The sequence below is a fragment of the Campylobacter sp. W0066.2 genome (assembly GCF_024723515.1).
Classification (GTDB): domain Bacteria; phylum Campylobacterota; class Campylobacteria; order Campylobacterales; family Campylobacteraceae; genus Campylobacter_D.
Genome location: NZ_JANQCV010000012.1, coordinates 12,686 through 26,198, shown reverse-complemented (window position 1 = coordinate 26,198; position 13,513 = coordinate 12,686). Strand labels below are relative to the sequence as shown.

Here is a 13,513-nt window from a genome sequence, read left to right as displayed (position 1 = left end):
ATACTCCATTTAGTAAATTTTTCAAATTATATCTAAATTCACTCTTGCTTCACTCAAAAAATTATATAATTCTTGCATAAAAAATAAAGGAGAAAAAAATGAAAAAGAAAATCGCTACATTATTAACGGCTTTAAGCCTTTCAAGTCTTGCTTATGCAGATGGAATTTATGGGGTAATTGTAGATGTAAATGATGGTGCAAAGACTATTTTAATTGACACTACTTATGGTCAAAAAATGAATGTAAAAATTCTACCAAATACAGAAATTGATATGGATGATTGTGGTATTTTTGGTATGGATAAATACGGCACTTTTAGAGATTTAAAAGTAGGAACTTTTATAGAAGCTGAAGTTTTCCATGGTTATGCTCAAACAACACCAAATCCACAAACACCAAATCAAGTTCAAAATATCACCGCTAAAGAAATCAAAATCGAATGCAAAAAAAGAGCTTATTAAGTAAAATAACTCCTAAAAAGGAGTTATTTTAATGCGTTTTTTTCTTATATTAATTTGCATTAGCACTTTTGCATTTGCCTATAAAGTTCAAGGTATCTTAAAAAACACCACTGTAAATACATTGAGTATTCAAACAAGTTTTGACAATAATTTAATCATCACAGTCTTACCCCAAACACGCATTGATATTTATAGCTGTGGAATTTTTGGAAGCAATAAAAAACAAGCTAATGTACAAGATTTAAAAAAAGGAAGTTTTGTTAAAATTAAAGGCAGTAAAAATGGAAGTATTATTATTGCTGAAAAAATTATAGTAGAATGTGATGATCAAAGAAGAGCTTATTAAGATAATAACTCTTCTTTATCTTCTTTGTTGATTTTTTCTATATAAAGGCTTTGTGAAGGAAAAGCAAAGCTAAGCTTATTTCTTTCAACAATTTTCATCAACTCAAGCAAAATACTCTGTCTTGCCTCTCTAAAACCTGCAGCATCTACTGCTTTAGTATAAAAATATACTTCTATATCAATAGAGCTTACACCAAAACCACTTACAGCCACATAAGTATTGTTTTTATAACCTTCCAAGTCATTTACTGAAACTAAATTTTGTCTATATCTAGCGCGGGTTCCACCATGATTTAGCGCACTATCATCAACTTGAGCTATCAAAGGACTAGTTGCTAATAAATATCTTATATCTTCTACGCATTGTTCAAGTTGCTCAGGTCTTGCATCATAAGTTACACCGATAAATAATTTTACATGACGTCCTATTTTTCTTTTGCTCCAATTTTTTATATTTGTTCCCATGATGGTTGAGTTTGGTAAAAACACTAAAGAATTATCAAAAGTTCTAATGGTGGTTTTTCTAAGTCCAATCTCTACTATGGTTCCTTCTATACCTGAAATTTCCACCCAATCGCCTTGATTGAAACTATTATCAAAAAGCAAAAGCACAGAAGCAAAGAAATTTGCGATAATATCCTTAGCTGCTAATGCTACAGCCAAACCACCAATACCTAAAGATGCAATCAATGCTGAAATATTAAACCCTAAATGCGCTAAAACAAATAAAACAGCTATCACTATAATGATAAAATATAAAATTTTAATGATTAAATTAACCACTTCGCGCTTGCCACTTTTTTCAGCTAGCTTTGCCACAATCACCATACCATAACTATCAAAAATATTTATAACAAGCCAAGCAGTTAAAATAACATAAACAATTGATAAAATATTACTAATTCTTATATCAACAGGTGCAGGATAGTAAAAAATAGTAAAACAAATTCCTATAGCATAAGCAAACAAAAACCAACCCACTGGCCCTTGGAGTTTTTCTAGAAAATGAGTTTTTATCTCCACATTTTCTGAATTTTTTCCAAATAAATGTATCAATATAAAATACAAAATTTTTGCAAGATAAAATTTCAAAGAATAAAAAAAGACAATTACAGCAATAGAAATAACGATTTTTCCAACATTTACACTACTTATAGAAGTTTGCTCATTGATATAATTAATCGCATTTTGCAAACCTAAACCTGTAAATAAAAAGTTAGTTTCAAGCAAGCTAGCATTGTTTCTTAGATAAACTAAAATTTCATTATAAGATTTAATAGCATTTCTTAAATTATTTTCATTGATTTCTAAGGTTCTAAGCTGAGTAATATCATTAATTTTTTCTTTATCTAAAGTAAAATTAAACACCATGTCTTCTTTAAGCACATCAATACTTTTATCGATAATGTTTTTTATGGTCTGACTTTGCGCTCCTTCGATAAAAACTTTTTCTAATTCAAAGATACATAAATAAAAATGCTCCGCGGAGGTTAAATTTAAAAGTTTGATTTTATTATCCACATAATCATAATATCTTTTTTTAGCTTGAGCATTTTCAACACTTTTTTGTAAAGCATTTTTAGTTTTTAAAAAATCTTTTGCTTCTTTATCATCAATTTTTTGAGATACCATTTTTAAAGGCAAAGTGGTTAAAAGTGCGGTTTTTTGTTTTTCTATTTCTTTAATATTATCTTGAAATTCGCTGCTATTTGTATCACTATTTTTAAAGCTTTCCAAAAGCAAATTAAGTTCTATATAATTTTGCACCAAAGCAAAAATACTATTTTTATCTTCTAAAATATTTTTTTCTTGCGCTTGCAAGGTATTAATAAACAAAAAAAATAAAACAATGCTAATAATCTTTTTCATACTTTTTTTACCCTCTCGTGAATTAAAACAAAATTTTCAAAATTAAAATCATACTCATAAATTTCACCCGTTTCTATGATGTAATACCAAGCATGGAGTTCAATATCTTTTTTATTTAAAGCCTCTTCAATACCTGGATAAGTTAATAAATTTTGCAAAGAATTTACCAAATTCATTTTTTCAGTCATCCAAGCACGCATAGCCAAATCACTACCTGCAACTTTTAAAACTTTATTTTTTATAGGCTCAAGCAAAGTAAGCCATTTTTTAACATTAGGCATATTTTTTAAATCACTTTCATTTGCATATAAAGCCGCACAGCCACCACAATTACTATGACCGCAAACTATAATATTTTTTATATGTAAAGAATTAAAAGCATACTCAATAGCTGAAGTTGTTGCTAAAAAATCATCTCCTACTCTATAAGGTGGGACTATATTGCCTATATTTCTTACGACAAAAAGCTCCCCTGGTCCTGTATTAGTGATTAAGTTTGGTATCACTCTTGAATCAGCACAACCTATAAAAAGCGTATGAGGATTTTGCTTGTTTTTTAAACTTTCAAAAAGCTCTGCATGCTCTTTAAAGTCTTCTTGCATAAATTTTAAAGCACCTTCGATCAAGTCTTTCAAGAAAAGTCCTTTTTTGGTTTTAATAAAACATTATACTAAATTATTTTTACTTAAAATAAATCTATAAATTTATTTTTTGTTGCATTTTTATGTGGTTTTAATCTTTCATTTATCTTTTTTTTGTAAATTTTAGTTTTAAAAATTATTGGAGGATTTTAATGAGTCTTTATGATAGAGATTATTCTAACTCTAAAACTCAAGAATTTGAAGGTTATGCTAGAAGTGATTTGAGCATTTTTATAAAACAAACTTATCAGCTTTTTGCTGCTTCATTGTTAGCTGCAACAGCAGGTGCTTATATAGGAATTTTTGCCTTAGCACATTTATTTGCACAATCTCAAGCAACTTTTTGGATTTTATTTATTGTTGAAATTGGTTTATTGTTTGCATTGCAATGGAAAAAAAGAGAAGCTCCACTTAATTTAATTTTACTTTTTGCCTTTACTTTTGTTTCAGGGCTTACTTTAACGCCACTTTTATATTCAGTTTTAGCACTTCCTGCAGGGGCTAGCATCATCGCTCAAGCTTTTGCTTTAACAACAGTAGCTTTTGGTGCTTTAAGTGTATTTGCTATGAATACAAAAAGAGATTTTACTATGATGGGAAAAATGCTTTTTATAGCTTTAATCGTTATTGTAGTAGCTTCTTTAATTAATCTATTTTTCCAAAGCTCACTTGTGAGTTTAGCAATTTCTGGTATTGGTGCGATTTTATTTTCTTTTTACATTCTTTATGATACTCAAAACATCATTAGAGGCAATTATGAAACACCGATCGAAGGTGCAGTTGCGCTTTATCTTGATTTTATCAACCTTTTCATCTCTCTTCTTAATATTTTAAGAAGCTTTAATAGCAGATAAAAATTTGCGAGATTTTTTCTCGCAAATTTTATTTACCTCTTTCAAGTTTTTATCAAACTTTTTAAGTTACAATACTCATTTTATTTTCAATAAGGAAAATTCATGACTACTCTTTTAATTATTTTGCAATTTGCAATTGTTGTGATTATTTGTATTGCGGTTTTATTACAAAAAAGCTCAAGTATAGGACTTGGAGCATATAGCGGAAGCAATGAAAGTTTATTTGGAGCAAAGGGTCCTGCGGGGTTTTTAGCTAAATTTACTTTTGTAATGGGTGTTTTGCTTATTGCTAATACAATCGCTCTAAGTTATATGTATAATAATGCTAACTCTAACTCACTTGCTGAAAAAGCAGAGCAAATTTTGCCAAAAGCACCTGAAACAAATACAACTAGCATTCCAGTCGCACCAAGTGCCCCAATTAGCGAAAGCAATACTAGCAAATAAAAGGAAAAATCATGCTAAATGAAATTTATACCAAGCAAAAACAACAATCAGACAAAAGCTTAGAGGCTTTAAAAAAAGATTTTACCACTATAAGAACTGGTAAAGTAAATATCAATATACTTGATCATATTCATGTAGATTATTATGGTAGTGCAACCCCGCTTAATCAAGTAGCAACAGTTTTAGCAACCGATGCTTCAACTATTAGCATTACTCCTTGGGAAAAATCAATGCTAAAAGCCATAGAAAGTGCTATAGCTGCAGCAAATATAGGAGTAAATCCAAACAATGATGGTGAAAGTGTAAAATTATTCTTTCCACCTATGACAAGAGAACAAAGAGAAGAAAATGCTAAAAATGCTAAAGCTATGGGAGAAAAGGCTAAAGTAGCCATTAGAAACATTAGAAAAGATGCAAATGATGCAGTTAAAAAACTAGAAAAAGATAAAGCAATTTCAGAAGATGAAGCTAAAAAAGCTTATGATGAAATCCAAAAACAAACTGATAATTACACAGCAAAAGTAGATGAATTAGTTAAAAATAAAGAAGCAGAACTTTTAAAGGTTTGATAATGAACTTAGAACAAATTTATAAAGATTGTGGAGCATACCTACAAGGGCATTTCTTACTTAGCTCAGGAAAACACTCTGAGTTTTACCTTCAAAGTGCTAAAGTTTTAGAAAATCCAAAACTAGCGGGTGAGCTTTGCAAGGAGCTTGCAAAAGTTATTGCTAGTTTTAACATTGAATTTGATAGCATTTGCTCCCCTGCTTTGGGTGGAATTTTAGCAGGTTATGAGCTTGCTAGAGCTTGCAATAAACGCTTTGTTTTCACTGAGCGCGTAGAAGGAGTAATGAGTCTTAGACGTGGTTTTGAAGTAAAAAAAGGTGAAAAATTTATCGTTTGTGAAGATATTATTACAACAGGTGGTTCTGCACTTGAGAGTGCAAAAATCATCGAAAGCTTAGGTGGGGAAGTAGTAGGCTTTGCAGCTTTAGCAAATCGTGGTTTTTGCGCGGTAAAAAATTTAAACAATCCAAGAAAAGAAAACGCGAAATTGCCTGAAAATTTACCACTTTTTGCACTAGGAAATTTTGAATTTGATATTTATGAAGCAAATGCTTGTCCACTTTGTGAAAAAGGCACCAAAGCTATCAAACCTGGTAGTCGTGGAAACTAATGAAAACTAAAGCAAAAATAGCTACTCGCTTTTTAAGATTTAAAGCTTTTTTGATTGATCTATTTTTGCTTTATGTGCCTGTTTTATATTTATTTTATTTTACACTTGGCTCTAAAGAAGCCTTTTTAAACAATCAACTTATAATTTTTTTATGTTCTTTGCTTTTTGGGCTTATACAGGCCTTATTTTTAGCAAAAAAAGCCCAAAGTCCTGGACTTAAAGCTTATGATTTATATTTAATTGATCTTAAAAATGGCCAAAAACTTAATTTTTTTAGAATACTCTTACGCTATATAATTTTTATCGTAAGTTTTGGTTTATTGATTGGGTTTTTGGTAAGTTTTTTAAGAAAAGATACTTTGGCTTTGCATGATATTTTAAGCCAAAGTGTTATTGTCACAAAGGTAGAAAAATGAATAGAAAAAGAATTTATAATCCAAAATCAAATGAAACTTTAAATGATAGAAAAGTATTTAATGGTAATCCTCATGGCATTTTAAATTTTACTAAAGCAAAATACACTTGGGCTTTAAAGCTTTGGGATTTAATGGAAGCAAATACTTGGTTTCCAAAAGAAGTGGATACAACTAAAGACGCGCTTGATTATCGTTGTAATCTAACTATAGCAGAAAAAAGAATGTATGATTTAGTTTGGTCTCAACTTATCTCAATGGATAGTTTTCAAACAAATAATCTTGCTGATAATATCAATCCTTACATCACAGCACCTGAAATCAATGCAGTTTTAGCAAGACAAGCTTATGAAGAAGCAAATCACTCAAAATCTTATGCGGTAATGGTTGAAGCAATCTGTGAAAATACGGACCTAATTTATGAAATGGAAAAATACGATGAAACTTTAAGAGAAAAAAATGATTTCATTTCAAGTATTTATGAAGAATTAGCCGGTGAAGTAGATGATAATAAACTCTTACTTGCAATGGTAGCAAATCAAATTTTAGAAGGGGTATATTTTTACAGTGGTTTTACCGCTATTTATGCTTTAGCACGCGCAGGAAAAATGCTAGGTTCAGCGCAAATGATACGCTTTATACAAAGAGATGAGATTACACATTTGTTATTATTTCAAAATATGATTAATTCTGTACGCAAAGAAAGACCTGATTTATTTAATGATACCAATGTAAGTAAAATCTATGATATGTTTAAAAAAGCAGGTGAACTTGAAATTAAATGGGGTAAATACATCACTCAAAATCAAATCATGGGCTTTACAGATGATATTATAGAAGAGTATATTCACTATCTCGTTGATCAAAGACTAATTGCTATCAATCTTGATAAAATTTATAATGCAAAACATCCTATTAAATGGGTGGATGATTTTTCTAAATTTAATGATCAAAAGAGCAATTTTTTTGAAAGTAAAGTTACAAATTACTCCAAAGGAAGCTTAAGTTTTGATGACTTTTAAGTCACAAAACTACTCATTTTATTACATTTTTTAAATCAAATCTATTTTTCAATTTAATATTTTATTTTTATTTATTCTAATATAGTAGAATAGGCGGTTTTTATTTTATTTATAAGGAGTAATTATGGAGTTTTTAGAACTTTTGTTAATCTTTATCGCCATAGTTCTCATGATAGTTAAACCAGAAAAAGAAAAACTAGCTTTTTCTATACTTGTAATTTCATGGGCTATTATGGTATTTGACTATTTAGGTCGCAAATCAGGCGCAATCTTAGGCCTAATGAATCTATAAGGTGGCAAATATGTGTGATATTAACAAAACTAAATTCTTCTACTTTTTAATGTGTTTAGCAGGTTTTTTGGTTATCTTAATGCCTGTTGGAACTGCAAATTTAATCTTTGGTTATATGCTAGGTGATAGTCCTTGTACTTCTTGTTGGGGCCAAAGAGAATCAATGATTTATATCGGTGTGGCAGCTTTATTTATTGTGCGTTATGGCATGAAAGGTAAATTTTTAGCTTTCCTTTTAATCGCGACTGCTTTTGGTTTATGGCAATCATTTAATCATATAAGTGGTCATGCGCATCGTGATCTTGATCAAGGTTTTGGTTTACCTATTTTTGGTTTACATACTTATTTTTGGGCCGAAGTGGTATTTTGGGCTGTAGTTTTATTGCTTGGTGTTATTTTTGCCTTTGCTCCAAAATTTGGTTCTTTTGAAAAAGAAATGGAAGGGGCTAGCTTTAGAAAATTAACTAAATTTAACCTAGCTGCTATGATTATTGTTGCTTTTATTGTAGCTTCAAATGTATTCCAAGCTTTCGTAAGCACTGGTCCTGTTCCATATAGTGGGCAAGGTGATCCGGTTCGTTTTAGCTTAAATCCTAAATACATCATTTGGTCTGATTCAGGCTGGAGTAAAAGTTGGAAAAGTGTTTCTTTCTTAGGAAAACGCGATGTTAAAGAACCTGATTTTGCTTTTGCACCTGCTAGTGAAAAACTAGGCATTCAGTTTGATAATAATATCAGCAATACTCCATTTGCAAGTATTGATGAAAATCTAAAAATAACAAATGAAACAAAAATTGATTTTCCTAAGCCTATTAATACTCTTGATTATATTAATGGAGAGTATGTTGCAAGCTCTAAATGGGAAGTATTTTTCTTAGATGATAATTTTAGCACTAAAACAGATTTTCTATTAGATCCATATTTTTCAGCTACAATTAATCCTATCGTAGGAATTATTCCTTATTTAGATAACAAATACATCTTAATGGGTTCTAATAAATCCTTCTTAAGATTTGCTCAAAATCCTAATGCAGATGAAGCATTACAATATGCTGATTTTATGAGAGGAGCAAATAATTTCGAAGGACAAGGTAAAGATCTTGGTCGTGGTAGAATTGATACAGTTAGAGCTAAATTCCATCATGTTTTAAGCACAACAACAGATGGAAAATATATGTATCTTGCTACCGTTCCAAATAATAAAGACGCTAAAACTTTTGTAATTTCCAAAATTTCTTTAGCAGATAGAGTTCTTTCAGCTGAGTTTACTCCTAAAGCTGAACTAAAAGAAGGAAAAACTTTGGGCGATCTTTATGTAACTTCAATGGCATTTAAAGATGGTAAAATTTATGCATTAAGTAAAAAGCATAATGTTATTGCTGTAATTGATCTAGATAAAGAAGAAGTTGTAAAAACTATTTCTTATCCGGAAAATATAACTAATGCAAGAAGCCTATTCTTTAAAGATAGCAAAATGCACATCTTATCTTATCAAGATGGGTCAAACATCCTTTATACACTTGATTAATCTTAAGGCGTTTTTACGCCTTAAGGATTTTAAAGCTAGATAAATAAAATTTAAGATAAAATAACGCTTTTTATCAAGGAGTGCTTATTGATTCATATATTTGAACAAAAACAATGTCAAACTATGGCAGAAGAAATTCGCAAAAATACTTTCATCAATGAAGAATTATTTGAAGCTTTTTGTTCTACTCCAAGAGAAATTTTTTCACCTTTAAAAATGCATGCTTATAGACTTGATGCGCTTCCTTTAATGGGAAATCAATGGATAAGCTCGCCTTTAACCGTGGCTAAAATGACTATGGCGCTTGATTTTAAAGATGCTGATAGTGTTTTAGAAATAGGTTGTGGTAGCGGGTATCAAGCTGCAATTTTAAGTAAGCTTATTAGAAGAGTTTTTACCATAGAACGCATTGAAAAACTTGCAATTAGCGCTATAGAAAAATTTAAAAAACTAAACTATGCTAATATTCATGTAAAATTTGATGATGGGCAAAATGGTTGGAAAAATTATGCACCTTATGATAGAATTTTACTCTCAGCTTATATAGAGCATATTCCAAATGTATTATTTGATCAACTTGAAAACAATGGAATTTTAATAGCTCCTTTACTCATAGGAAATCAACAATTTATCACTAAATTTACCAAAAAAGATGACGAGATTAGCAAAGAAGTTTTAGATGAATGTCTTTTTGTACCCATCAAAGATGGTAAAGAATAATCCTACTAATTTTAGGTAAATATTTAATTTTAATATAATTATTTTTAAACATAAGCTTCTTGTAGGATTTATTTTTTTATAATTATACTAAAAAAGGAATATTATGAGTTTTAAAAAAATACTTTTTGGTTTATTTACCACTAGCATGCTTTTTGCCTATGAACAAATACCCCAAAATACCTCACATGGAAATTTCATAGACAAAGATAAATGGAAAAATTTAGATAAAAACTGGATTTATTGTGAAAGTGGTTTAAATCAAGATTTTATCAATATAAATAGCAAAAAGGCTACAAGCAAGAATCATTCTTTAGAATTTAACTATTTAAACGATTCTTTTGGTTTAATAAATGATGGTTATACCATAAAAATGCATTTTGCAAGCAATGGAAGTCATATCGTGCTAGATAATACAGCCTATAATTTATCGCATTTTCACTTCCATAGCCCATCAAATTTATATTGATAAAAAGTCTTATCCTTTAGAAATTCATTTTAGTCATGTAAGTCAAAAAGGCGTGTGCTGTTTTTACAAGAAGGTATGGAAAATCCTTTTAATCATCCGTGCTTTTCCTAAAAAAGAAGGCGATAAGCTTTATGTTCAAGGCTTAAGCGCTAATGAGTTATTACCAAATGATCTTCAATCTTTTTATATCTTTAAAAATAAACTCAACAAGCCTTGTAATCAAAAAATCACTTGGATAGTTTTAAAAGATATGAACTATGCTTCTAAAGAGCAAATCCAAACCATACAAAATTTAATGGGAAAAAATGAGAATTTAAAAATACAAGAAATTAATAATTTAGAACAAAATGATTAAGTAAGCTAAACTTAATCATGTATAAAAGCTTGAATTTTTTCTAAATTAGTTCTAAAAAGTTTAAAATTTAACTCACTTGAAATTTTTAAATCAGCAAAAAAAGGATTTTTCAAACTTGCTATAAGCAAATAATCATCTTTTTTCAAAACTCTTTGTGTAGAAAATTCTTTATTCTTTACTTTTTCAAAAATACTTTCACTTGAACTAATGTCTTTTTTTAATTTCTTACTATAAAGCAAAATTCCACAAAAGAAATTCCCAAATTCATCTTTAAATTTCACATCATAAAGAATAAAATCATCAAAAATAAAAGAATTTTGAGAATGATAAGTTTTTAAAGAAAAGTCAAAAGCAATTTTTTCAAAATCTTTCTGATAAAAGCCTTGTTTATCAAATTTAGCATTGTTTTGTTTTAAAAATTCTTCACACATTTTAAATACAAGCTCATTGCGTCCCCACATAAGCTTTCTTCCTAAAATTCTAAAAAACAAAACTCCTGCTAAAACAGCAAAAAACAAAGCTATAATCACATCTTTGCTAAATTGAAAAGCAAGAAAAAATATAACCAAAGCTTCAGCAAATGCTAAAATTTGCAAAGCTTTGAGTCTTTTATTTAAAGCTTGTCTTATGGCTTCAAAATCCATTAAGACTTAGCCTTTTCCATTCTTTTTCTTTGAGTAGGATCAAGATATCTTTTTCTAACTCTAATATTTTGTGGAGTAACCTCTACAAGCTCATCTTCTTCTATCCACTCTAATGCTCTTTCAAGGCTTAATTTTCTAGGCGGTACAAGCTTAATCGCATCATCACTACCACTTGCCCTAACATTCGTTAAATTTTTACCTTTAATAGGATTAACATCTAAATCATTTGGACGTGAATGCTCGCCTATAATCATACCCGTATATACTTTTGTTTGAGGATCAATGAACAATACCCCTCTATCTTGTAAGTTAAATAAAGAATATCCTAGCGCAACACCATTTTCCATAGAAATTAACGCACCATTATTTCTTTTTTCAACCGCTCCGCTAAATGGACGAAACTCTAAAAAGCTATGGTTCATCACACCCTCGCCTTTAGTATCTGTCAAAAATTGTGATCTAAATCCTATAAGCCCGCGTGCAGGAATTTCAAACTCAAGTCTTGTTTGACCATCTCCAGTTGGTGTCATAGTTTTCATTTCAGCTTTTCTTTTACCTAGTTTTTCAATTACCACTCCGGTAAAATCATCAGGCACATCAATCACTAAATGCTCAAACGGCTCTGTTTTAACACCATCTTCTACCTTAACGATAACTTCAGGTCTTCCCATACAAAACTCAAAACCTTCTCTACGCATATTTTCAGCCAAGATAGTTATTTGAAGCTCGCCTCTTCCACTTACTTTAAATTTACCCTCGCCTGTGCTTTCATATTTCATGGCAATATTAGTTTTCATTTCAGCTTCTAAGCGTTCTGCGATTTTATTTGAAGTTACGTGCTTGCCTTCAGTACCTGCTAAAGGACCATCATTTACTGAAAATACTATGCTTAAAGTTGGTTCTTCTATATGTAAAGGATCAAGTGGCATAGGGTTGTTTGGATCTACCACACTATCTCCCACATCTAAAGCTTCAAAACCTGCAATCGCTACAATATCGCCTGTCCCCGCTTCTTCAATGTCCATTTTTTCTAGACCCATAAAACCAATAAGCTTTGAAATTCTTCCATTGATTTTAGAACCATCTGCCTTAGCAAGCATTACATTTTGATTTTTCTTTACTTTACCATTAAAAATTCTTGCAATACCTATTTTACCAACAAAATTATCATAACCTAGAGTAAAAACTTGAAGCTGTAAAGGATTTTCATCACTACCACTTGGAGCAGGTACGCGCTCAAGTATAGTCTTAAACAATGGCTCCATATTGGTGCTTTCATCTTCAAGTGCAAGTTTTGCATAACCATTTTTAGCAGCTGCATATACTACTGCAAAATCAAGTTGCTCATCATTTGCTTCTAAAGCCACAAAAAGATCAAAAATTTCATTGATTACTCTTTCAGGATCAGCAGCCGGTTTGTCGATTTTATTAATAACAACAATAGGTTTAAGCCCTAAAGATAAAGCCTTTTTTACCACAAATTTAGTTTGAGGCATAACCCCTTCTTGTGCATCAACTAAAAGCAAAACCCCATCAACCATTTTTAACACACGCTCAACTTCACCACCAAAATCAGCATGGCCTGGAGTGTCTATGATGTTTATTTTGGTGCCTTTATAATTAATAGCAGTATTTTTAGAAAGTATAGTAATACCTCTTTCTTTTTCTATATCGTTGCTATCCATTACGCGCTCTGCTATTTGCTCACGCTCGCTAAAAGTTCCTGATTGCTTTAAAAGCTCATCTACCATCGTTGTTTTACCATGGTCAACATGAGCTATAACGGCTATATTTCTAATATTGTCCAAGTTTTTCTCCAAAGTCTTAAATTTAAAATCTAATATTATATAAAAAAAATGCTTAAAAATTAAGATTAGCAAATTGGAACACTTGTTGCTTTTATCTTGGATAAGAATTATTTTTAAGGAGAAAAATATGTCAAACCTAAATACTCAAATCTTTAACGCTAACTTAGAAAAACAAGGAACTTCAGTTTTAAATAGTAAGCATTTTATGGAACTTTTAAATTATTTAGAAGTTGTAAATTCAAACGAAGAAAAAGAATTAAACTATGCAAAGCTTTCAAGCAAAGTAAGTGAAATTTTAGATGATGCTCATAATGAAAATGCAGTTTTAAGCGCTAAAAATATAGAAGAATTGTTAGTAATATTTAAAAACTTTAATCTTTCTCATGAAAATTTAAAACTTGATTGTGCAGCACAATTGCAAAATTTATTTCCAAATTTAGCAAAAAATAATTTTTTAGTAGGTTAATT

18 protein-coding genes are annotated in these 13,513 nt (G+C 30.1%); 14 read left to right on the top strand and 4 right to left on the bottom strand.

The window, feature by feature from the left end; translation table 11 throughout:
• Positions 1-98: 98 nt before the first annotated feature.
• Complete coding sequence (locus CAMP18498_RS06445; RefSeq protein ID WP_263677494.1) at positions 99-461, top strand: hypothetical protein; 363 nt, start codon at positions 99-101, stop codon at positions 459-461.
• Between the two features lie 31 nt (positions 462-492).
• Positions 493-807: a hypothetical protein gene (locus CAMP18498_RS06440; protein ID WP_337198050.1), complete on the top strand. Its 315-nt coding sequence runs from the start codon at positions 493-495 to the stop codon at positions 805-807.
• Here the strand turns inward: CAMP18498_RS06440 and CAMP18498_RS06435 are convergent.
• Both CAMP18498_RS06435 and CAMP18498_RS06430 read right to left on the bottom strand, forming a co-directional pair.
• A complete protein-coding gene (locus tag CAMP18498_RS06435; protein WP_337198049.1) occupies positions 804-2,675 on the bottom strand; it encodes a mechanosensitive ion channel family protein in 1,872 nt (623 codons plus the stop codon). The genes CAMP18498_RS06440 and CAMP18498_RS06435 overlap by 4 nt on opposite strands.
• Positions 2,672-3,310: a carbonic anhydrase gene (locus CAMP18498_RS06430; protein WP_337198048.1), complete on the bottom strand. Its 639-nt coding sequence runs from the start codon at positions 3,308-3,310 to the stop codon at positions 2,672-2,674. Before CAMP18498_RS06430 ends, CAMP18498_RS06435 begins: the two co-directional genes overlap by 4 nt.
• 158 nt (positions 3,311-3,468) lie before the next feature.
• Between CAMP18498_RS06430 and CAMP18498_RS06425 the strand changes: the two genes are divergently transcribed.
• The 11 genes from CAMP18498_RS06425 to CAMP18498_RS06375 all read left to right on the top strand — a co-directional run bounded on the left by CAMP18498_RS06425 (position 3,469) and on the right by CAMP18498_RS06375 (position 10,593).
• Entirely contained in the window at positions 3,469-4,170 is a 702-nt protein-coding gene (locus tag CAMP18498_RS06425) for a Bax inhibitor-1/YccA family protein (protein WP_039619421.1), read from the top strand.
• 102 nt (positions 4,171-4,272) lie between these two features.
• Positions 4,273-4,617 carry a preprotein translocase subunit SecG gene (gene secG / locus CAMP18498_RS06420; protein ID WP_133319019.1) on the top strand — a complete coding sequence of 115 codons (345 nt, stop codon included), beginning with the start codon at positions 4,273-4,275 and terminating at the stop codon, positions 4,615-4,617.
• An 11-nt stretch (positions 4,618-4,628) separates the two neighbouring features.
• Positions 4,629-5,186 carry a ribosome recycling factor gene (gene frr, locus CAMP18498_RS06415; protein WP_337198047.1) on the top strand — a complete coding sequence of 186 codons (558 nt, stop codon included), beginning with the start codon at positions 4,629-4,631 and terminating at the stop codon, positions 5,184-5,186.
• A gap of 2 nt (positions 5,187-5,188) precedes the next feature.
• Positions 5,189-5,797: an orotate phosphoribosyltransferase gene (gene pyrE / locus CAMP18498_RS06410; protein WP_337198046.1), complete on the top strand. Its 609-nt coding sequence runs from the start codon at positions 5,189-5,191 to the stop codon at positions 5,795-5,797.
• The gene (locus CAMP18498_RS06405; RefSeq protein WP_263664044.1) at positions 5,797-6,213 is read left to right on the top strand and encodes an RDD family protein; all 417 of its coding nucleotides are present in this window, start codon (positions 5,797-5,799) and stop codon (positions 6,211-6,213) included. Before pyrE ends, CAMP18498_RS06405 begins: the two co-directional genes overlap by 1 nt.
• Positions 6,210-7,232, top strand: a complete 1,023-nt coding sequence (locus tag CAMP18498_RS06400) for a ribonucleotide-diphosphate reductase subunit beta (protein ID WP_337198045.1) — start codon at positions 6,210-6,212, stop codon at positions 7,230-7,232. The genes CAMP18498_RS06405 and CAMP18498_RS06400 overlap by 4 nt, the downstream gene beginning before the upstream one ends.
• A gap of 124 nt (positions 7,233-7,356) precedes the next feature.
• Positions 7,357-7,524, top strand: a complete 168-nt coding sequence (gene dba, locus CAMP18498_RS06395) for a disulfide bond formation protein Dba (protein ID WP_039619427.1) — start codon at positions 7,357-7,359, stop codon at positions 7,522-7,524.
• Positions 7,525-7,534: 10 nt separating this feature from the next.
• Positions 7,535-9,052 (top strand): disulfide bond formation protein DsbI, encoded by a 1,518-nt coding sequence (gene dsbI, locus CAMP18498_RS06390; protein WP_337198044.1) that lies wholly within the window; start codon positions 7,535-7,537, stop codon positions 9,050-9,052.
• A gap of 90 nt (positions 9,053-9,142) precedes the next feature.
• On the top strand, positions 9,143-9,772 hold the full coding sequence (locus tag CAMP18498_RS06385) for a protein-L-isoaspartate(D-aspartate) O-methyltransferase (protein ID WP_337198082.1): 630 nt from the start codon (positions 9,143-9,145) through the stop codon (positions 9,770-9,772).
• A 103-nt stretch (positions 9,773-9,875) separates the two neighbouring features.
• Positions 9,876-10,238 (top strand): carbonic anhydrase family protein, encoded by a 363-nt coding sequence (locus CAMP18498_RS06380; RefSeq protein WP_337198043.1) that lies wholly within the window; start codon positions 9,876-9,878, stop codon positions 10,236-10,238.
• A gap of 52 nt (positions 10,239-10,290) precedes the next feature.
• Complete coding sequence (locus CAMP18498_RS06375; RefSeq protein ID WP_337198042.1) at positions 10,291-10,593, top strand: carbonic anhydrase family protein; 303 nt, start codon at positions 10,291-10,293, stop codon at positions 10,591-10,593.
• An 11-nt stretch (positions 10,594-10,604) separates the two neighbouring features.
• Here CAMP18498_RS06375 and CAMP18498_RS06370 read toward each other — a convergent pair whose 3' ends face one another.
• The gene (locus CAMP18498_RS06370) at positions 10,605-11,237 is read right to left on the bottom strand and encodes a poly(A) polymerase (RefSeq protein ID WP_337198041.1); all 633 of its coding nucleotides are present in this window, start codon (positions 11,235-11,237) and stop codon (positions 10,605-10,607) included.
• Positions 11,237-13,045: a translational GTPase TypA gene (gene typA, locus CAMP18498_RS06365; protein ID WP_039629177.1), complete on the bottom strand. Its 1,809-nt coding sequence runs from the start codon at positions 13,043-13,045 to the stop codon at positions 11,237-11,239. Before typA ends, CAMP18498_RS06370 begins: the two co-directional genes overlap by 1 nt.
• A 127-nt stretch (positions 13,046-13,172) precedes the next feature.
• Between typA and CAMP18498_RS06360 the strand changes: the two genes are divergently transcribed.
• Positions 13,173-13,511, top strand: a complete 339-nt coding sequence (locus CAMP18498_RS06360; RefSeq protein ID WP_257942172.1) for a hypothetical protein — start codon at positions 13,173-13,175, stop codon at positions 13,509-13,511.
• Positions 13,512-13,513: the final 2 nt, after the last annotated feature.